Annotated in this window: 19 protein-coding genes and 1 tRNA gene; 9 read left to right on the plus strand and 11 right to left on the minus strand. The window is 64.3% G+C overall.

Going from position 1 to position 18495, the window contains the following annotated elements:
* The first annotated feature begins 14 nt into the window (after window positions 1-14).
* The 3 genes from G9463_RS06035 to G9463_RS06045 all read left to right on the plus strand — a co-directional run bounded on the left by G9463_RS06035 (window position 15) and on the right by G9463_RS06045 (window position 2279).
* A complete protein-coding gene (locus G9463_RS06035) occupies window positions 15-701 on the plus strand; it encodes an ABC transporter permease (protein WP_007189150.1) in 687 nt (228 codons plus the stop codon).
* Complete coding sequence (locus G9463_RS06040; RefSeq protein WP_004964194.1) at window positions 701-1465, plus strand: phosphate ABC transporter ATP-binding protein; 765 nt, start codon at window positions 701-703, stop codon at window positions 1463-1465. The genes G9463_RS06035 and G9463_RS06040 overlap by 1 nt, the downstream gene beginning before the upstream one ends.
* Window positions 1466-1550: 85 nt before the next feature.
* Window positions 1551-2279, plus strand: a complete 729-nt coding sequence (locus G9463_RS06045) for a TOBE domain-containing protein (RefSeq protein ID WP_007189152.1) — start codon at window positions 1551-1553, stop codon at window positions 2277-2279.
* 28 nt (window positions 2280-2307) lie between these two features.
* Here G9463_RS06045 and G9463_RS06050 read toward each other — a convergent pair whose 3' ends face one another.
* From G9463_RS06050 to arcS, 4 genes are all read right to left on the minus strand, one after another.
* Complete coding sequence (locus tag G9463_RS06050; RefSeq protein ID WP_232508540.1) at window positions 2308-2469, minus strand: hypothetical protein; 162 nt, start codon at window positions 2467-2469, stop codon at window positions 2308-2310.
* Window positions 2470-2546: 77 nt separating this feature from the next.
* Window positions 2547-3623 (minus strand): archaeosine biosynthesis radical SAM protein RaSEA, encoded by a 1077-nt coding sequence (locus G9463_RS06055; protein WP_007189154.1) that lies wholly within the window; start codon window positions 3621-3623, stop codon window positions 2547-2549.
* A gap of 62 nt (window positions 3624-3685) precedes the next feature.
* On the minus strand, window positions 3686-4069 hold the full coding sequence (locus tag G9463_RS06060; protein ID WP_165896234.1) for a VanZ family protein: 384 nt from the start codon (window positions 4067-4069) through the stop codon (window positions 3686-3688).
* Between the two features lie 83 nt (window positions 4070-4152).
* Entirely contained in the window at window positions 4153-5940 is a 1788-nt protein-coding gene (gene arcS, locus G9463_RS06065) for an archaeosine synthase subunit alpha (protein WP_165896235.1), read from the minus strand.
* A gap of 391 nt (window positions 5941-6331) precedes the next feature.
* Between arcS and G9463_RS06070 the strand changes: the two genes are divergently transcribed.
* Both G9463_RS06070 and G9463_RS06075 read left to right on the plus strand, forming a co-directional pair.
* Window positions 6332-7477, plus strand: coding sequence for an alginate lyase family protein (locus tag G9463_RS06070; protein WP_011224703.1), 1146 nt, complete (start codon window positions 6332-6334; stop codon window positions 7475-7477).
* A gap of 65 nt (window positions 7478-7542) precedes the next feature.
* Window positions 7543-8418, plus strand: a complete 876-nt coding sequence (locus G9463_RS06075) for an NAD(P)-dependent oxidoreductase (RefSeq protein WP_165896236.1) — start codon at window positions 7543-7545, stop codon at window positions 8416-8418.
* A 26-nt stretch (window positions 8419-8444) separates the two neighbouring features.
* Here the strand turns inward: G9463_RS06075 and tgtA are convergent, their stop codons facing one another.
* The 3 genes from tgtA to G9463_RS06090 form a co-directional block, all read right to left on the minus strand.
* The gene (tgtA, locus tag G9463_RS06080) at window positions 8445-9917 is read right to left on the minus strand and encodes a tRNA guanosine(15) transglycosylase TgtA (protein ID WP_165896237.1); all 1473 of its coding nucleotides are present in this window, start codon (window positions 9915-9917) and stop codon (window positions 8445-8447) included.
* A 120-nt stretch (window positions 9918-10037) separates the two neighbouring features.
* On the minus strand, window positions 10038-10295 hold the full coding sequence (locus tag G9463_RS06085; protein WP_165896238.1) for a hypothetical protein: 258 nt from the start codon (window positions 10293-10295) through the stop codon (window positions 10038-10040).
* Window positions 10296-10339: 44 nt separating this feature from the next.
* Complete coding sequence (locus G9463_RS06090) at window positions 10340-10885, minus strand: NUDIX hydrolase (protein WP_007189161.1); 546 nt, start codon at window positions 10883-10885, stop codon at window positions 10340-10342.
* 94 nt (window positions 10886-10979) lie between these two features.
* On the opposite strand from G9463_RS06090, the gene G9463_RS24285 reads away from it, so the two are divergent.
* Window positions 10980-11105 carry a hypothetical protein gene (locus G9463_RS24285; RefSeq protein WP_255458677.1) on the plus strand — a complete coding sequence of 42 codons (126 nt, stop codon included), beginning with the start codon at window positions 10980-10982 and terminating at the stop codon, window positions 11103-11105.
* A 15-nt stretch (window positions 11106-11120) separates the two neighbouring features.
* Here G9463_RS24285 and G9463_RS06095 read toward each other — a convergent pair whose 3' ends face one another.
* From G9463_RS06095 to G9463_RS06105, 3 genes are all read right to left on the minus strand, one after another.
* On the minus strand, window positions 11121-13226 hold the full coding sequence (locus G9463_RS06095) for a hypothetical protein (RefSeq protein WP_193569547.1): 2106 nt from the start codon (window positions 13224-13226) through the stop codon (window positions 11121-11123).
* A 129-nt stretch (window positions 13227-13355) separates the two neighbouring features.
* Complete coding sequence (gene trmY, locus G9463_RS06100) at window positions 13356-13952, minus strand: tRNA (pseudouridine(54)-N(1))-methyltransferase TrmY (RefSeq protein ID WP_165896240.1); 597 nt, start codon at window positions 13950-13952, stop codon at window positions 13356-13358.
* A 90-nt stretch (window positions 13953-14042) separates the two neighbouring features.
* The gene (locus G9463_RS06105; RefSeq protein WP_165896241.1) at window positions 14043-15092 is read right to left on the minus strand and encodes a Gfo/Idh/MocA family protein; all 1050 of its coding nucleotides are present in this window, start codon (window positions 15090-15092) and stop codon (window positions 14043-14045) included.
* A 224-nt stretch (window positions 15093-15316) separates the two neighbouring features.
* Between G9463_RS06105 and G9463_RS06110 the strand changes: the two genes are divergently transcribed.
* From G9463_RS06110 to G9463_RS06120, 3 genes are all read left to right on the plus strand, one after another.
* Window positions 15317-15781, plus strand: a complete 465-nt coding sequence (locus tag G9463_RS06110) for a nucleoside deaminase (protein ID WP_165896242.1) — start codon at window positions 15317-15319, stop codon at window positions 15779-15781.
* A gap of 63 nt (window positions 15782-15844) precedes the next feature.
* Window positions 15845-16261, plus strand: a complete 417-nt coding sequence (locus G9463_RS06115; protein ID WP_004964229.1) for a cyclic nucleotide-binding/CBS domain-containing protein — start codon at window positions 15845-15847, stop codon at window positions 16259-16261.
* A gap of 132 nt (window positions 16262-16393) precedes the next feature.
* Entirely contained in the window at window positions 16394-17914 is a 1521-nt protein-coding gene (locus G9463_RS06120; RefSeq protein WP_165896243.1) for a hypothetical protein, read from the plus strand.
* Between the two features lie 52 nt (window positions 17915-17966).
* Here G9463_RS06120 and G9463_RS06125 read toward each other — a convergent pair.
* A tRNA-Pro gene (locus tag G9463_RS06125) sits at window positions 17967-18039 on the minus strand.
* Window positions 18040-18495 lie beyond the last annotated feature (456 nt).

Raw genomic sequence — 18495 nt, forward strand, 5'->3', positions numbered from 1 at the left:
TCGGATACCTACCGATGACCGTCGTCGCCCTTCCGTTCCGGGAAGGGTACGTGTCGAGTATCATTTACGTCTCACTATACGTGAGTGTCATAGCCGTGACACTGAGCACGCTGTTCAGCCTCCCGATCGCCGTGGTGATGGGGTTTTCTGACTTTCCCGGCAAGCAGTTCGTGAAGTCAGTCATCAACACTGGGATGGGGTTTCCAAGCGTGGTCGTCGGTCTTCTCGTCCTGTTTACCGTCTCGAACCAGGGACCGCTGGGAGATCTAGAGCTGATATTCACTAAGGAGGCGATGATCATGTCTCAGTTCGTCCTGGCAACGCCGCCGATTACGGCGATCAGCCTCGCGGCTATCAGTGGCGTCGACGACAAGGTCCGCGACGCCGCACACGTTCTCGGCGGAACACGCCTCGACGTGGCGCTAGTCGTACTCAAGGAGGCCAGATACGGTATCGCAACGGCAGTGCTTGCGGGCTTTGGCCGTGCCATCAGCGAAGTCGGGTCCGTGCTCATCGTCGGCGGGAATATCACGAGCGCACGGGGCATCTCGAAAACGCGGACGCTGACAACCGCGATTCAACTCGAGGCCCGACAGGGACAGTACGAGACGGCGATGATTCTCGGGGCCGTGCTGGTCACGCTTGTGTTGACGGTCAACGCTATCGTCATCCGACTGGGGGACCAGGGGGTGCAGCGATAATGCTCGATGTCACGGCGGTATCACACGCCTACGGAGACGACTACGTGTTCCGGGACCTCTCGATCGGGATCGAACCCGGCGAGGTCGTTGCCGTCATCGGTCCATCCGGCGTCGGGAAGACGACGCTGCTCCGACTGCTCGCGTTCTCACTGGAACCGGACGAGGGAACCATCGGCTTCGACGACACGGACGTGTGGGCCGTCGACGAAGCGACACGGCTCTCGCTGCGTCGGCGTATCGGCATGGTGTTTCAGGAAGCGAGTCTGTTCGACGCGCCGGTCGCTCGCAACGTCGAATACGGGCTTCGAATCCGCAGGTCGTGGACAGCCAGACTGCAGCGCGAACTACAGTCCATAGTTCGCTCGAACGGCACCGCGGCGGCCGTTCACGAGGCCCTCGGCGTTGTCGGGCTGACCGAGAAAATGGACCAGCACGCGGATTCGCTCTCGGGCGGCGAGGCCCAGCGGGTGTCGTTCGCCCGCGCGCTGGCCTACGACCCGGACCTGCTGTTACTCGACGAACCGACATCGGATCTGGACCCACGGAACACCGCCGTTATCGAGGATGCGATAGCCGAGGCCCGGAACCGGGGTATCGGTGTCGTGGTGGCGACACACGACATGCATCAGGCGGAGCGGGTGGCAGACCGGGTCGCAGTGCTACTCGACGAGCAAATAACTGAAATAGCCCCGACAGAAGTGATTTTCCAGAACCCATCGGACCACCGCACCCAGAAGTTCATCTCCGGAGAACTGGTCTACTGACCGCTTCATACCCCACTCCGATCACCGGTGGAAAATAGGGCTGGTCGGCGGCAATACCTTTATCGGGGAACGACATTGTCGAGATATGGATGCGACTGCGGACGTCGAAGTGCAACTGGAGCAGGGCGACGTGGCGCTGACCGCCCGCGACCGGACGCTCCTGCAGGCGGTCGCGGCCCACGGGTCGCTGAACGCCGCCGCCGACGCGCTGGGTCGGTCGTACGCCCACGCCCAGCGCCGCATCGTGGAACTCGAAGATGCTTTCGGCCCGCTGGTCGACCGCAGTCGAGGTGGCAGTGGTGGCGGCGGCAGTGAACTCACGGACGCTGCTGAGCAACTACTGGCCCGGTTTCAGCGGCTACAGGCCGAGTTCGACGGGGTAGCGACGGCGGAAGAGACAGTCCTGCGAGGGACTGTCGTGGACCGTGACGGGGAACTTGCGACCGTCGAAACCCCGCCGGGAACGGTCCGGGCCATCGTCGACACTGAAGCGTGTCCCGGTGACGCGGTGGAGGTCGGCATCCGCGCCGACACGGTGACGCTGAACGCACCGTCCGAGGCCCCAGAGTCGACGGGGACAAGCGCACGCAACCAGTTCGCGGGCACCGTCGAGCGTATCGACGAGGGAACCTCTATCGCGCTTGTTGCGCTGGCTGTCGACCCGACGACGACGCTGTCAGCGCTCGTGACCGACACAAGCCTCGACAAACTTGATATCACTACGGGCGCGGAACTCGTCGCCTCGTTCAAAGCGACCGCGACCGCCGGCGTCATTCCCGCTCTCGACCGGTCGCTGTCGGATGAGTCATCGTAAGCAAGTGAACAGCGGCGTAAGAGGAGCCTTAGAGACCCCAGCCGGACGGCAGCAGGTCGGACTGGCAGGCACTGCAGGCGACCATTCCGTCGCCGTCGATGCACTGTCGCTGTTCACCGCACAGGTCACACTCCGTGACCGTCCCGCGTTTATTGAAACTTCGGCTGTTCTGGTCACCGTTCGGGGTCATATCGAACAGTATTATGCGCGAAAGACGGATAAGCGTTGGTCGACAGGCCATCACACGGTTTCTGGCGCTCGCAGTGCTTATCGAGCGAGCGGGAGCGAGTAGCTGCGCTCGCGTTCGATGACAGCGTCCCACGTCGCCTCGCACTCGCAGCTCACCTGCTCGAACACCGACGGGTCCTGCCGGAGGTCGAAGTCCTTGATAGCGCGCTGGACTTTGTCGTCACACTCGCCGCAGTTGTGCGGGCCACGGTCGCTGCCGTGGCCGACCGGGTCCGAGACGACGATGACGTCCTCATCGGCGGTCGACTCCAGCACGTCGGCGACCGACCAGAGCCACGGCGGTCGGTAGCCGCCGTCGTGGTACAGCTCCTCGACCATCGTGTATCGCTGGACGTTACAGGGGTTCATCGAGACGGTGTGACAGCCGTCGACGGCCGCACAGCGTCGCACCGACCGCTTCATATCCTCGACGGCCTCGGCTTCGGAGAGGAACGGCGGCTTCATCAGGAGGTACGCCTTGACGCCGGCACCGGCGGCCTGCGCCGCCTCGGAGGCCGCCTCGAAGTCGGCAAAGTCGAAGTACTTGTTCACGCAATCGTGGCGGACGCGGTCGGTCGCCGTCTCCAGACCCACCGCCACGTCCGTCTCCAGACCTACGTCGACGAAGTCGCCGACGGTCTCCTCGTCGATGAAGTCCGGCAGTGACTCGACGACGATGCGCTCACGGTCGGCGAAGGTTTCGGCGATAGCCTGACGCGTTTCCGCCGGGACTTCGCGCTCGTCGAGGAAGCTCCCGGAGGTGTAAATCTTGATGAGGCCGCTCTGCTCGTCGCTGTTCTCGCTTTCGTGGTCCAGACAGTGTTGAATCTGTGCCATGAGGTCTTCATGGGCGACACTCCCTCCTTCAACGCTCTCGGCGACGTAGCCACACATCGTACAGCCGCCGGCACGTGCCCACCGACAGCCGCCGGTGTTCAGGATGATAGTCAGGCTCTGGTAGACGCCGTCCGGGGTGTTGTCCTCGTCGAGCCACACGCGGGTCGGCTCGCGAGGGTCATAGGTCGAGTCGTTGCGCGACCGGATGTCACGCATCACGGAGTTGTGGGCGTCCATGCCCTTGCCCTCCTCGTAGACTTCAGGACTGGGCTTGCTCATTGGGGCGAGGTAGCCGATGAGCGCGTAAAGCCGCTTCGTTACTGCCGGGATTGTGGGCCGGTTTAGTCCGGAAGTGCGCCGGAGCGGTGGGCCACGAGCCACGCCAGTCCGGCCAGAACGGCCCCAACAGCGTTGGCCACGAAGTCAGCGCCACTTACACCGCGTGACGGGACGAGCGCCTGCAGGAGTTCGACCCCGGCCCCGTAGCAAAGGGAGACAATCACGAGTGCTGCAACCGTCGTCACATCGCGGGCCTGCCGGCCCCACGCGAGCAGCACCGCCAACGTGCCGTAACTCGCCGCGTGCACCCACTTATCCAGCGCGAAACCGAGAAGTGCGGGGACCTGCTCGCCCGCCCCTTCTGGAACCGGAAGCAGTGATGTGACCAGTACCAACAGGGAAAACCCGATTGCAGGGAGGTAGCGGCGGAACCCCGACACGTCCATACTGGCGGTTTTCCCGGTGCGCAAATAAGTCGGACGGTCAGGGAAGCCGGTAGCCGATTCGGAACGAATCCCAGCGGACCCTGTTACCGCTCGTCGACGTGTCGCATCTGGACGGCAATACCGCGCGTCGAGGACCGCATCTCCGGGCCGCTCATCTGGGCGCGACCGACGCCGAAGGCCGCATCACCCTGAATCACCACGTCATCGCCGACGCGGATATCGTCGCTGGCGTCCGTGATCCCCGGCGCAAGCACCGAGCCGTGAGGGACGAACGGCTCGATTTCGACGGTTTTCGTCGGTACGTCGCTCTCGACCCAGCGGCGCGCGCCGGCGGTGGTCAGCGAGAGCACGCCGTACTGCTGGGCGAGCGCCGCCAGTTGCTCCCCGTCGGCGTCGTCGGCACGCAGTTGCGGATACCGTCCCTGCGTCGAGAGGTCGTCGAACAGTTCGTCGCCCGCGCCTTCGCCGAACTGGTAGTCAGCAACGGCGCGGATAGTGTTGTGTTCGCGCTCGCGTTTCGGATAGCGGTCCCAGCCCTCCAGTTCGGCGGCGAGGTTCCCCAGCGAATCCGCCGTCGTTGGGTGGTCGGTGACCGTGTAGGTGAACTCCCGGTCCAGCGAATCGGCCACGCGCTCGCAGATGTCGCGGTAGCCTTCGCCGGGAACGTGGGCAATAATCTCCGGGTAGTCGGTGCCTTCTAAATAGCGTTCGAGCACGCGGCTGACGAACTCGATTTCAGTGGCGGTCCAGTCGCCCGTGACCACGGAGTCGTAGTGCTGTGCGGGGTAAGTGAGTTCGAGTTCTTGCGGAACAACACCGATGGGCGAGGTCATCGAGACGACGTGGGCGCGCCACTTGATAGCGTCGTGGTACTGTTTGTGGCTCTGTGAGTCGCTGTAGGGTTTCCGTGCCGAGCACGGGACCAGCACGAGCGGGCGGTCGTCAAAGCGGGGGATGTAGCGGTCGGTGACGCGCTCGGCGAAGCGCTGGATTTCGACCCGCCGGAGCGAGTCGTCACTGGCCGCCGAGAGGTCGGCCCGCCGGATGAGCGGCGTTCGCTCCTCCAGATAGCCGTACCCCTGATCCAGCCGTCGGAACGTCGCGGTGAGCCAGTTGTCCTGTCTGGCCTGACCCTCGACGTAGTCACGGAGGCGACCGTCACGAATCCGGCGGCGGACGCGTCGGAGTTCCGCGGCGAGCGCGTTGACGTTGTGTTCAGCGCAGTCCTCGCGGTCGAACTCCGCGCGTGGCTGCTGGCAGGCCGGACACGCACACGGGAGTTCGTCGAGGTCTTCAAGGAAGTACGCCTCGTCGGTCGTGAGATACCGCCCCTCAGTCCCACGGATGACGGCGCGGTCGGGGTCCACGAGGTCGACACCGGCATAGACGAGCGTTGCGACGTTTCGCGGCGTTGCAACGCCGGGCAGATAGAGCGCGGTGTCCGCGGGAATTGCCTCACGGACGGTCGTAACGGCATCGACGAACGCCGACGCGTGCCCGACATAGCCGGGCGCACCAGCGAGAACGTAGGCGTCGCTGCCGTGGTTGGTCGCGGTATCAGGGGAAACAACGGCCGCACTTGGGAACTCGACATCCGGATAGTCGACGGCGAAAGCCTCGGCGACTTCGTCCGGCGTGCCGGCGGGGAGTCCGCGGTGGGGCAAGACAGTGAGCAACGAGTCGTCGCCGTCGGGAGCGTCTCGCTCGGTAGACCAGCGGCTTCCGGCGTCAGCAAGGACGTGTCGGCAGTCGCCCGGCGTCTCAGTGTCCACGTCGTCGACCAGCGCTGGCGTCGTCACGGAGTCGGCGAGGCGCAACTCACCCACTCGCGCGGCGCTGTCGCGCTCGTGGACCTCGAAGTAGTCGGTCATGCAATGGCGTCAGCCGCGCGCGACCAACTATCTTGCCTTTGGGCCAGCACGACCCCGCGAGCAAAAAGCCGTTCAAATCCAGCAAACGGCATCCTGATCGGGAGTTATGTGACCATGATTATCGCAAACAAGCCGCTATTCGCTGATTAGCTAGGTCCTAACTAAATCCATCGGGGATGACAGACGACTCGTGCAGCGACAGACACGACGAGACGTGTTGCTCGCTCTCTCGGGGACAGCCGTAGCGCTGGGGGGCTGTTCGACCGGCCTCTCCTCGGGGGACTCGGGTGCGAGGGCCGTGTCAGATGAGACGGAGCCGACACCAACGGAACAGGTATCGGGGTCACCAACAGAACAGGTATCGGAGCCACCAGGTAAAAACAGGGCCGCAATGTTCGTCCATCTCGATACGCTGGCCGCGATACAGTCACGTGTTGAGAACGGCGACAGCCCGTGGACGGGGGCCCACGAGGCCTTCATGAGTGATGTCCGCGACGCGATGGCAGCGGATTCCGAGAGCGTCACGGACAACGGCGACGGCCACGAGTTCAAAACGAAAGGACCCGAAGACCCCGCGGAACGCAAGGACTACGTTGCCGCCATCAGAACCGGAGACAGAATACGGGATCTGGGCCTCGCCTACCAGTACACCGGTGCGGATCAATACGCCGAGAAGGCCGTCGAACTGCTGGACCACTGGTTCCTGCGGTCGGAGACCTATATGGCTCCTGTAAAAACGAACAGCATTGAGCAGTTCATCACGCTCCCGAAAATGTGGTGGGGCGCGGAACTCGTTCGCGGCCACGAGGCGTGGAGCGACGACAGTGTCGGCGCGGAGGCCGACCTGCAGGAGTGGGTCCGGACGTTCCTCGACGACGTGGGCCACAACATTCCGACCGCGATGGGGCAACAGAACATCTTCAACTGGCAAGAGATGACCCACGCCGCCGGTTCGGTGTACCTCCGGGACTGGGACCGGTTCCAGAAGGCCATGCGACGGAACCGCGAGACGGGCTTCACCCAACTCCGCGAGGACGGCCTACTGGAAAACGAAATCATTCGTGCGTCGAGTCTGGCGTACTCGCTGTATGCGGCGAAGGCACTGATCACCGCCGCGGAACTCAGCCGACTCTACGCCGAGAGACTCGACGGCCCCACACTGTACGAGTACAAGAAATTCGACGGTGACAGGGGTGCTATCGAGCGGATTCTCGACGCCCACGCGCCATACGTGGCCGACCCAGAGGCCTGGGAGGCGATGGGTGAAGGGGACCCCGACCGGTTTGTCAACAGTGACGGCTTCCCCGCCAGAAAGCAGGAAGCCGCGTCCTCGCTGTACGAGGTGGCCTACTCGTACTACGAGAAAGATACGTATCTGAAAGCGCTCAAGCAGAGCGGACAGCCAGTGAAGAACGTCCCGACGTACGTCTCAGCCCAGCAGGCGGCAATTGACAACCCCGACCGGCCACATCGGGACGAACGCATCCTCGGCTGGACAACGTTCACGCACGGCGAGCGGTTCCGGCTTGACCTGTAACAGCGTTGTTTCCGGAGACGCAGTCACACCGCCACGTTTTGGATGCCAGCGGCTCCAAGTCCGGTATGAATGTTGTCGTGACCGGCGGCCGGGGGAGTTCCGGGCGCTGGATCGTCGACCGTCTCGCCGGACCGCACGACGTAACAGTGCTTGACCGCCGTCTCCCCGATGACGAGGGTCATCCGGCTGTTGAGTATCAGGCGCTCGATCTGACAGACGCCGGGGGCGTCTTCGACACGCTCACCGCCATCAACCCGGATGCAGTGGTCCACTGGGCGGCGATTCCGGTAGCTGGGAACCATCCCGGTGTAGACCTGTTCCAAAACAATACGCTGGCGGCACACAACGTCCTCTCGGCGGCTGGCCGTGTCGGCGCTGACGTGGTGCAGGGCTCATCTGATGGTGCGTACGGCTTCTTTTTCGCCGAGGAGACCCCCGTGCCAGATGAACTCCCGATTACGGAAAAGCACGCACGCAGGCCCGAGGACGACTACGGGCTCTCAAAGGTCGTTACCGAGGAAATCGGGAAGACGATTGCCCGCCGGGACGGCATCTCTGTGGCGTCAATCCGCCCGTCGTGGATACAGATTCCCGGGGAGTACCCCTGTCGGTCAGAGGACTACGTTGACGACCTCGCGGCTGGCGCGGGCAACTACTGGTCGTACGTTGACGTGCGAGACGTAGCCGGCCTCGTTGAGGCCGCGCTCACGGGCGAACTCGACGGCCACGAGGCGCTCAACTGCGTCGGCCCCGACAACGCGCTGGGCCGCCCGCTAGTCGAACTCATGCGCGAGCAGTACGGCACTGTCCCGGACGACTGCACGGTCGAGGGGGACGCCGCGGCGTACTCAACGGTCAGAGCCGCGGAACTGCTGGGCTGGGAGCCGAGCCGTTCGTGGCGAGAGGCGGCAGACGAAGACGTGGACGTACCGAGAGTCTGACCGGCGGGCGAGAAGATTAAAACAGATCAGTCGCGGGCGTGCAGGTCTCGCAGGCGAACGCCCTCAGGCACGCGGTCAAGTGCCGTTGCTGGCCAGTCGTCGTGGACCAGTGTAAAGGACACGTCGGGGTGGAGTTCGACCAGTCGTCGGACTCCTGTAGCCGCGGCCTCGTAGGCAGCCCGGTCGGTCCGGTCCGGCGTTTCCGCGGTCAGCGGATAGGTGTCAGCGAGTTCGCGCGGGTACGGACCGAACGGGGGCAGGACGCCCCAGCTCTCGTCATACTGTGCACTGGAACTGCCTTCCGTCAGCAGCACTTCCTCGCCCTCGACCGGGAGGCGCTCCAGTCGGTCCTGATGGCGTCGGACCTCGGGCCGGCGGGCGCTTTCAGTCGAGGTGTAGAAGAACGCGTCCTTCGAGACGGGGTCGGTGCGTTCGAGTTGCTCTGAGTGGTCGAGCAAGGCGCGGTAGCCGTCGAGCATCTCCGGATGACCACGGGCGCGGCTGTCGACCAGTTCCATGAGGTTGCCCGAGCGAATCGCCTGCTTGACCGTCCGGATTTCGCCGTAGGTGACGTGGAGATTGTGCCGCGCGAGCAGTTCCTCGCGTGCGTCGGCGTCCATCGCATCGAGTTCCGCCGGCGTGTGGTCGGTACAGACCGGGCAGTGACACGGGAAGTAGCTCAGCTCGTCGAGCAGTTCCGTCCCCTGCACCGTGAGATAGCGGTCGTCGCGGGCATACAGCGCGTACGCCGCCGAATCGAACAGGTCACAGCCAAGCGCCGCCGCCATCGCGAACATCATCGGATGGCCCGCACCGAACAGGTGGACCGGGCCGACCTCCCCCAGCCCGCGCTTGCAGGCCGCGACCACATCCGCGAGGTCAGCGTAGCGGTACTCGTTCATTAGCGGGACGACGGCTCCCAGCGGGAACACGTCAAGTCCGGTCGAGACGGCATCTGCAGCGGCGCGCTCCCGCAGGTCCGGATACGTCGCGCCCTGAACCGGCGCACTGACGAGCATCTCGCCGGTGTCGACTGTGGCGGCGTGTTCCAGCCGCTCCTGGGTCGTCTTGAGTTCCTCGGTCGCCCGCTCGCGGTCCACATCGGGCGGCGTCGGGATGTCCACCGGCGTCCCGATGTCAGAGCCGATCTCGTGCTGGAACTGTAGTATCTCCTCGGTGGTCACGTCGATGTCGCCGTACTCGGCGAGCTGGAAGGACCCGGAGTCGGTCATGATAGCCCCGTCGAACCCAAGCAGGTCGTGGAGGCCTTGCTCTAACACAGGCTCACGGAGGTCATCGGAGCCGTGCAGGATGTAACTGTTCGTGATGAGTATCTCCGCCCCGAACTCCGACGCCAACGTTGCCGGTGCAACCGTCTGGACGTGGGGATTGACCACCGGCAGAATAGTCGGCGTCTCAACGGTGACGCCGGCCCGTGGCACCGTTAGCTCGCCCAGCCGGCCCGCGGCGTCGTACTGGCGGACCTCGAAATTCGTCATTACACGTCGTCGTCGGTGGGCGCGCCTAAGGGTTGTGTTCCCCCGTGGCTGGCCGTTCGTCACTGGCGGAAGCCGAGAACGACGGTGGGGCCGAACGGCGCACCGGCCGGCGCAGCGCCGCTATTCGTCGGGCTGTTCCGCTCCGCCGGGCACCAGTTTCCGCTCGGGCCGGTGGACGGTCCCAGAGTCCTCGTCAGCGACGTACGTCTGTGAGGTTCGGAACATAGCAACCACGTCGTCGCGGGACCCGTAGGCGTCCTCGACAAGCCGTTCGAGCAGTTCCGCCCGCGAAATCGGCTGACCGGTCCGACGGCGGACAGCCGCGCGCAGTTTATCGAGCCGGCGTTCCGTCTGTTCGTCGAGTGCAATCGGGGCCATGTGTTTGCTGGTACCACTCCACATGATTTCAAGCTGTCGTCAGTTCAGCGCTCGAACAGGGCATAGTACATGATACCTACGGCAGACCGACTGTCACGGAGCGTGCCGTCGCGCACCGACTGGACCAGCGAATCGAAGTCGGCAGTGTCGACCCGAATCGATTCGTTGTGGTCGAGGTTCTGGTCGGCCGCCGCCTCACAGCCGCGTGCGACGTAGTAATGGAACACATAATCAGTGTTGCCGTTAGCCGGTTCGCCCGTGTAGAGGTGGTCGAACGTATCGGCCTCGTAGCCCGTCTCCTCGCGGAGTTCGCGGGCGGCGGCGACGGTTGGGTCGTCGTCCTCGTCTTCCATCGTTCCGGCAGGCAGACCGTAGTTGATTCGACGGATTGGTTGTCGCCACTCCTCGATAACGACCACGTCGCCGTCGGCGGTAAACGGGAGCACGATGACGCTCTCACCGTGCTGCACGTAATCGAACGCACCCTCCGTGCCGTCAGGGAAGCGGACATCCTCACGGACGACATCAAACCCCGGACAGGCGTATGCGGTCTCTGCATCAAGCGTCTCCCAGGCGAGTTCCTCGTCCATACTGGGAGTGTGGTCCCCACCGGCAAAGTCAACACGGGTCCACGCAAATGCAGGCACCGGACGGATGCGAGATGGCGCACTCTGTAGAGGTGGAATGAGAGTATCGACAATTGTCATCCTGCTCGGTATTGCATTGTTCGTCCTCCCGGTCCCCGGAACGTTCATCGCTGGGGGACTGGCCCTCGTCGCCGGTGGGTTGGCCCGGTGGGGCGGGCTCTGAGGATAGCACGAGTACTCACAGCTTGTCAGCGGCCTGTGCCTGCTCGGTCCGTCGATCTGCCTGTTCGAAGCGTCGTCGGGCCGCGTTCGACAGCGGGTCCGAGAGAGCGTCGCTTGCATCCTCGATTCTGGTCGCGACGCGCTGGAGCCGGTCAGCGACGGCCTGAAGTTGCTTGTCAGCGTTTCCGCGGTCACCGGCCTCGGCGCGTTCCGTTGCTCGCTCGGCGGCTTCAACGACAGCGGCGAGCGCTCGTTCGAGGCCCTGGATAGCGTTCCCGGAGCCGCCGCTACTCCCGGAAGTACCGTCATCATCGTCAGAATCGCCGTCATCGTCCATCTCGTCGAGCACCGATTGGCGCGTCTCCTCGGCGATGTCGGCGAGGAACGACGCCAGCGAGGCCTTGCCAGTTCGGGGCTCATCGATTGTTGCGGCAGTGTCGGCCTCGGGGTCCGGGTTCACCCGGAATGCACCTATCTCGTCGTCGCGGTCCCGGACCTCCGTCGTATACGCGCCGCCGCCGTGGACGTACACAGCGTCGGGTTCGGCGAGCGGGGCGTCGTACAGTCGACCAGCGAAGTCGTCCTCGACGGCGAGGTCGGTGAGGTCACTATCGGCTCCAGCGGGATCGACTTCGAGACGAGTGGCGTTTTCCCGAGCGACGAGCGGGACCTCGCCGTCGACACCGGCTCTAGTCGGCCCCTCGGCCTCGCTCGTTTCAGGGACCGACACCGTCTCACTGTGTGGCGCGACGCCGGCCCCGTTGACGGTGAACCGGTGTTCGCCCGCTGGCACGTCCTGAACGACAGCCAGACCTGAAAAAGTCGGGACGGCCTCGGGGTCGCTCTCCAGCAGGGCGACAGACTCGACGGTGGTGTCCTCGGTCGTGAGCCCTTCGTTGTCGGGGGCGTCGTCGTTCGAGACAGCTTCCGAAAGGCTGGCAACGATGGTCCGTATCTCCGCCGGCGCGCCGATGGCGTCGTAGCGCTCGGCCAGCGCCGCCCGGTGGTTCGGTTCGGAGATATCCGCGGCGGGGTTCTCGTAGCGGGGCTGGTTCCAGGGCGCACCAGTCGTCGTGATGTGGCCTGAGACGGCGTCCTCGGCGAACTCGGGCACGGCGAACTCGAAGCTCAACTGCGGGCCGGTGAAATCAGCGATATGTTCCAGTTCGCTGCTCGGCACGAGGTCGTACTCGATGTCTGGGTCACCGTCGCCCCGGTCGGTGTGCTGGAAGACGAGCCCCGTCTCCCGCGTCGGCAGGTCCGACGGCGGTTCGGTGAGGCTATCGAACGAACGGACGGTGAGCGGCTCCGAGATGAGGTCCTCACGGCTGACCGACGGGAGCCGCTCGTGTTCGTACAGCGGTGCGCCCTCGTACTCCGGGACGAGATAGGGAAGTCGCGAGCCCTCGTCGCGCGGGAGCCCATAGGCGACAGGAATCTCCGCGAGGTCCTCGATGGTTTCGACCGCGCTGTTCGTGATATCCGCGAACCGGTCTCCCTCCGGCAGCCGGGTGAACCGGTCGCGAACGTCGTTGACCGACAGCGCGCTGGAGTGTGAGCCCAGTTCCGAGAGGATGCGCGGCACCATCTCTGGGTCCGGGTCGAGGAACTCGTTGTTGGGCACCTTCCGGGAGTGGGAGCTGGCGACGTACAGTTGCGGGTCGCCCGTCCCCGTGTCGACGAACACGTGCAGGACCTCCCAGTCGTGCCAGTGAAAGTTCGTTGTGAACTGGTCGAACGCGGAGTAGAACCAGAACTGGACGACGGCAAGCGGCGAGTTCTCGTACTCGACCACGTTGTAGAACGCCGTCGGGTCCGGCGGCTCTCCGTCGGCCATCCGCTCGTGATACCCGTTGAACGCGTCGAACCCATCGACGACGGTGTCCCCGTCCTGCTCGCTTGTGTACGGCCGCGGGTCCGTCGGGAACCACGGCTCCGCCCGGTCGAAGTACAGCGTCGGTGCAAACCGTCGGGCGAGTTCTGCGGCGCGTTCGCCCTCAACTGTCGAGGCCGCGTCGTCGCTTTCGCTTTCGAACGCCGAACAGCCGGCGACGGACGCAAGGCCGGTCCCGGCGACCGTCTGCAGAACCGCACGACGGGACAGTCCATCCCGGTCAGTCATCGGTCCCTCATCGCTTCGGTGCGTCGTCGGACAGCGCGACCCGTCGCTGTCTCCGAACCCAATAATTCCATACACCATTTCAGCGAACCGCGGAGGAAAACCCTTCTGGCAGTCTCCCAGCGTGCCCCGTCAGTACCGTTCGAACCCCGCCGTGTCCAGATAATTGTGCGCGACCGTGATCGAATGGTCTGCGTGGAGGGCCTTCGGCCCAAGCGAGACGCGCTCGTCCGCACGGTCGGCCAGCAGCGCCGCTTCCTCGTCTCGGAAGTCGTGATGATCCGAGAGGACGAACACCGGGTCCGACGGGGGTGCAACGCTGACGATGGGGTCGCCGTCCTCGTGCAACTGGACGACGGTTCCGCGGCGCGCCACGTCGTCGAGCGTCCCTTCGAATCCCCGTCGCGTGAGCGACACGCCCGGCGAGGTTTCGGCCGGGATGTGGCCGATAGCTTCTTCGCGCTCTTCTAGTGCCTTCCGTATCAGTGCCGCTGTGGACCGTTCATCCGGGTTCAGCCGGCGGAGGTCGCTCCCCTCGAACGTAACGGTGTACTCGTCGCCCAGAATCAGGTGGACCCGCACGTCTTCCCGGATAGCATGGCTCAAAAAGAACGCGCTGGTGACACACCGACAGAGCACGTCGAGCCGGCCGGCAGCGCCGGCCAGATCGTCGAGCGAGAACTCCGGCGTCGTCGGGGCGTCGTGACCGATGATGACGAACTGACGCATACCGGTTCGAGGCTGGTCGGCGACTTACGTGCATCGACAGCCGAACGACACGCGGCCAGATCCGGACAACGAACCACCCGGACGCAGGACTCACAGTTCGGCAACCGAAGTGAACAGCCGGTTGGCCCAGTCGGCCTCCGCTCGCGGCGTCGGCCCCTCACCGCCGTGTTCGATTGCCCGTGCTTCGCGACGGACGACCGGCGTATGTGTGTCGTGGGTCGAGTACGACGACGAGAGTCGCGTCTTGACTGTCTCACGGACTGCGCTGGCGGTCGTACGGGCCGCGTTTCGCAGGTCGGTGAGCGCCCCGGCAAGCATCGGCAGGTCGTACGGCGAGTTGGGGCCGTAGCCGTGGCGGTGGTACCGGAGCGATTGTGTCCCGATGTCGACGGTGAGGTGTCCGCACTCCGCGGTAAAAACGACGCGACGGCGGTCAGGCACGTTTGAGTGGTGCTGTATTGTACAGGTGACATCCTCGGCCGTCACGAACGAGACGGCGATGCCATCGAACGCAACCCCGTCTGCGGCCGTGTTACACTGTTGGATGGCGACCGAGGCGTCGTCCGCGGGATAGCCCGCCGCGCGCAGCCCCACGTATATCGGGTGAACGATGCCCTCGCCGAACTCGCCGCCGGGGAGGTCGAGCACCCAGTCCCCGCGGCCCGGAACCGTCGGGTCGATGTCCTCCGCCCAGTGAACGGCGACGCTGTGGAGTCGCCCGAGGTCGCCACGCTTGATACGCTGAAGTGCGGTCTGTAGCGGCCGGTAGTACACCTGGTTGTGGACGACTGTCGCCCGAACGCCAGCCCGGTCTGCAGCAGCGGTAAGCCGTTCGAACTCCGCTCTGGTGGCGACGAAGGGTTTCTCGACCAACACGTGGACCGACGCGTCGATACAGGCCATCGCGAGGTCGAAGTGGGTCTGCAGCGGCGTACAGACGTGGACCCAGTCGACCGCTTCGGACGCCACCAGCCGCTGCAGGTCGGTGTACCCAGACACGTCCCATGCGGCAGCGACGCGCTCGGCTCGCTGTGAATCAATATCGGCGACCGCAGTCAGGACTGCACCGGGAGTCGTCTCGATTGCGGCCTTATGCCAGTGTGCGACATCGCCCAGGCCGACGATTGCGGTCCGCAGCATAGTTCGTGTTTGTGAGCCGACAGGCATACACTCTGGCATGTGCCAACGCGGGACAGATGTGGCCCTGGGCGACCAGCGTGTCGCAGACTGAACCGTCGCGTGGTCGAGTGTGGGAAACGCGGTGTCGGCAGTGTTGGGAACGGTCTGACCGCCGTCAGTTCGCGGTCACGACCCCAAGTTCTCCCCCGCCGTGCCTACTTCCGACTGCGGGTCAAAGCGATGGTATGCCTATGTCAGAGTTCGACGAATTCGACCACGAAACGCACATGCAACGCGCCTTCGAGCTGGCCCGGACCGCTGTCGACCGCGGCGACCGGCCCTTCGGGTCGGTACTCGTTCGTGACAACGAGGTTGTAATGGAGGCATCGAACCGCGTCCTCACTGAATCGGACGTGCGCCGCCATCCGGAACTCCAACTGGCGCACCGAGCAATGCAGGAGTTTGACCCGGACGAGCGGGCAGAGACAGTGATGTACACGAGCACCGAGCCGTGCCCGATGTGTGCCGGCGGACTCCGGTACGCCGGCCTCGGCCGAGTCGTGTACAGCGTCGGCAGCGACGAGATGGGTGAGTTCAGCGGCCACGAGGAGTCCGTCCGCTCCGGTGAAATCCTCGCCGGCATCACCGACGTCGCCGGGCCGATATGTCACGAGGAGGGACTGGCGATTCACGAAGACTTTGACTGGTAAGGCCACGTCAGCACCGGTTGCGGGAGTCAAATGACTTATTGTGTGTGTTTGCTAACTAGTGCTATGAATTCACTTGACACACCGGTCGAGCAGGTGATGACCAAGCCAGTGAAGACCGTCGACCGGGAGCTTGCCGTCCGCGACGTTTCGAAGCTCCTTGCGTCCGAAGCGGTCGGGTCTGTTGTCGTCGAAACCGAGTATGGACGAGGTATACTCACGAAAACGGACATTATCGCCGGCCTCCGCGATGGGATGGACCCAGATACGACGCCAGTTGGTGATCTGATGACGACGCCGGTCAAGACGATTGACCCCGGTGCCCCGCTAGAGGAAGCCATCGATACGATGGTCGAGCACAGCATCAAGCGACTCGTAGTCGACGGACAGGCCGACGGCGTCGGTATTCTCACGACGACAGACGTGATGCAGGAACTGTCGCCCGACCTAGACCGTGTCGTTGAGATGTTCGCGGAAGGGTGACAGCCCGAATCCGAAAAGTCGGGGCTATAGAGACGCAGTCAGGCGGCTCCATCTCAAATTGAGTTCCAAGAACGCTACAAACCCCGTCTGAGCGTCCAGAAAGGGTTTACCGGGAGCGACGAATCGCTGCCCATGCGCAGACGTGCCCTCCTCGCGTCAGTCCCTGGTGCGCTGGCCGGGCTCGCCGGCTGTTCGTTCGGGACCCTCGGCTCAGACGAGACTGCCGACGTAACGCCCGCTCCGCGCCCGACGCAGTCAGTAACCGATGCGAACGACAGCGGGACAGAGAGGTCGGCGGACACCGGTAACCCGCTGCGACCAGACAATCCGACGACCGTCATCGAACTGGAAACCGGGCCGCGAACCTACGCCCTCAGTTCGCCAGGACTCCACACGGACGACAGGGCACGAGTCGGACTCTGGTTCGACCAGACGGCGACCGACGCCCATCCGGTCACGGTTCGCGGCTGGCTCCAGAACGGCAACGAGTTCGAGAACACGTTCAGGATCGAGTGGATTCCGGGGGTCGGACGGACACACAGCCGCCAACCCAGCGGCTACGACCACGAAGCACGCCTCCATCTCGCACCCACGGCCAACAACGAACTTGCCGACGAAGTGCCCTCGCTCGGCCGGACAGCCGAGGGGTACTGGCGCATTGACGACGTCGGTCCGTGGATGCCCGACATCCACCGACTGGCCCCCGGTGAATGGGTCCAACTGGAGTACGCCCTCGTCGGCGAGCCGGGCCAGTCCGGGCGGCCAACCGGGTCCTACGAGTTCCGCGGCCAGGGCGACTCCCTCTCGGTTTCCGTCTGGGATACGCGAAGTCCCGGCCCGGAAACTGAGTCCCGGTTCGCTGGCCGGTCGCTCCCACCGCTTCCTGGCGACGGCGGCGTCCAATGGTTCCACGAAGCAGAGAGGGTGACCCCGGCCTTTGTTCGGCCCAGTACCGAGCGCGCAACACTTGATACCCAAGTCGGCTTCGAGATGGTCAACAACAGCCACGGGCGACTGCAGTGTGGCCACTGGGACCTCTACAAACTCGTCGGCGGCGAGTGGTTCCACATCGCGCCGACGGTCCACACCGCCGACTGTCGTATCCTGAAACCGGGCGGCCGGGACCAGTGGGGCCTCCGGGCGTTCAACGGGCAGGCAGTCGGGTGCAGCACCGACGACTGCACCTGCGATGGCCTCACGCAGGGCTACCTCGGCGGCGGCGAATACGCTATCGTTTCCGGCTACGGGCACGCGACGACCGAAAGTGGTGCCCTGGTCAAACTGGTTGGCGACAGCGCTGCGGTGACGCCGATCGACGGGGTGTCGACAGCCCGAGACAGTGATACCGTCACGGTGACGACTGGTCGCCACGGCGACGGCGAACGGCCAGCCGACGCGACGTTCTCGCTGACTCGCACCGACAGCGCGAGCGAGCGGGTTCTCGCCGAACAGGTGATGGCAAGCGCTCGGTTCGCCGGCCGCCCCGGTGGTCTCCGCAATGCCTTGCCGTTCCTGACCGATGATGTCGACCGCGTCGTCGTCGAGACCGACGAGCGAGTCGTGAACAACGGCATTGGCCACAATGTAGACACACGTCGGTTCCGGTTCCGCGGCCAGGCCTATCAGGTATCTCGCGGCCAGACCGACTATTGAGCGGAATCGCAGAGGACGGTACTGTCGTTATCTAGTAATTGCGTTGGAAAAATGGGCCGGCGCGAATTCGAATCGCGGTTACGGCCACCCGAAGGCCGAAGGATACCAGGCTACCCCACCGGCCCGTGCGATAGCGATCGGATAGAGGACAGGGTCAGTTTTAACGGTTGCGAAACAGCGAGATTGGGAGCAGTTTCACTGGTGAACCGAAGGCCGAAGACGCGGACCTTCACCACGAACGTATCCCGGCAGAGACGTTCGCCACCTGTCTCGAAAACACAACCCTGTGTTGACATCGACTCCTGACACACGATACCGATCATCTACCGAGTTGAGCCCGAGAGCGAGGCAGAGATAGCAGTCGATGACAAGCATGACGCGTTCGCGTCGTCACGGAGCCACCGGCGGACGCGAACCAGTGTGTCTTCAAACACTTCGACCAGTTCGATATCGGCCAGTAGAGGGAGGCTGTCGCTTCCGTGAGCGGGGTCAGGTGTCACACGAGCGGTCGGGCTGGACGAGGCAGGGAGGCAACTAACCAGAAGACTGATTACGCGTCATGGTTACTCATAATCTGAGTA

This window comes from Haloarcula sp. JP-Z28 (assembly GCF_011440255.1).
GTDB lineage: Archaea > Halobacteriota > Halobacteria > Halobacteriales > Haloarculaceae > Haloarcula > Haloarcula marismortui.

Coding starts and splice junctions, on each gene's coding strand:
- G9463_RS06035 (WP_007189150.1), top strand. CDS start 15: ATGACCGTCGTCGCCCTTCCGTTCCGGGAAGGGTACGTGTCGAGTATC.
- G9463_RS06040 (WP_004964194.1), top strand. CDS start 701: ATGCTCGATGTCACGGCGGTATCACACGCCTACGGAGACGACTACGTG.
- G9463_RS06045 (WP_007189152.1), top strand. CDS start 1,551: ATGGATGCGACTGCGGACGTCGAAGTGCAACTGGAGCAGGGCGACGTG.
- G9463_RS06050 (WP_232508540.1), bottom strand. CDS start 2,469: ATGACCCCGAACGGTGACCAGAACAGCCGAAGTTTCAATAAACGCGGG.
- G9463_RS06055 (WP_007189154.1), bottom strand. CDS start 3,623: ATGAGCAAGCCCAGTCCTGAAGTCTACGAGGAGGGCAAGGGCATGGAC.
- G9463_RS06060 (WP_165896234.1), bottom strand. CDS start 4,069: ATGGACGTGTCGGGGTTCCGCCGCTACCTCCCTGCAATCGGGTTTTCC.
- arcS (WP_165896235.1), bottom strand. CDS start 5,940: ATGACCGACTACTTCGAGGTCCACGAGCGCGACAGCGCCGCGCGAGTG.
- G9463_RS06070 (WP_011224703.1), top strand. CDS start 6,332: ATGTTCGTCCATCTCGATACGCTGGCCGCGATACAGTCACGTGTTGAG.
- G9463_RS06075 (WP_165896236.1), top strand. CDS start 7,543: ATGAATGTTGTCGTGACCGGCGGCCGGGGGAGTTCCGGGCGCTGGATC.
- tgtA (WP_165896237.1), bottom strand. CDS start 9,917: ATGACGAATTTCGAGGTCCGCCAGTACGACGCCGCGGGCCGGCTGGGC.
- G9463_RS06085 (WP_165896238.1), bottom strand. CDS start 10,295: ATGGCCCCGATTGCACTCGACGAACAGACGGAACGCCGGCTCGATAAA.
- G9463_RS06090 (WP_007189161.1), bottom strand. CDS start 10,885: ATGGACGAGGAACTCGCCTGGGAGACGCTTGATGCAGAGACCGCATAC.
- G9463_RS24285 (WP_255458677.1), top strand. CDS start 10,980: ATGAGAGTATCGACAATTGTCATCCTGCTCGGTATTGCATTGTTCGTC.
- G9463_RS06095 (WP_193569547.1), bottom strand. CDS start 13,226: ATGACTGACCGGGATGGACTGTCCCGTCGTGCGGTTCTGCAGACGGTC.
- trmY (WP_165896240.1), bottom strand. CDS start 13,952: ATGCGTCAGTTCGTCATCATCGGTCACGACGCCCCGACGACGCCGGAG.
- G9463_RS06105 (WP_165896241.1), bottom strand. CDS start 15,092: ATGCTGCGGACCGCAATCGTCGGCCTGGGCGATGTCGCACACTGGCAT.
- G9463_RS06110 (WP_165896242.1), top strand. CDS start 15,317: ATGCCTATGTCAGAGTTCGACGAATTCGACCACGAAACGCACATGCAA.
- G9463_RS06115 (WP_004964229.1), top strand. CDS start 15,845: ATGAATTCACTTGACACACCGGTCGAGCAGGTGATGACCAAGCCAGTG.
- G9463_RS06120 (WP_165896243.1), top strand. CDS start 16,394: ATGCGCAGACGTGCCCTCCTCGCGTCAGTCCCTGGTGCGCTGGCCGGG.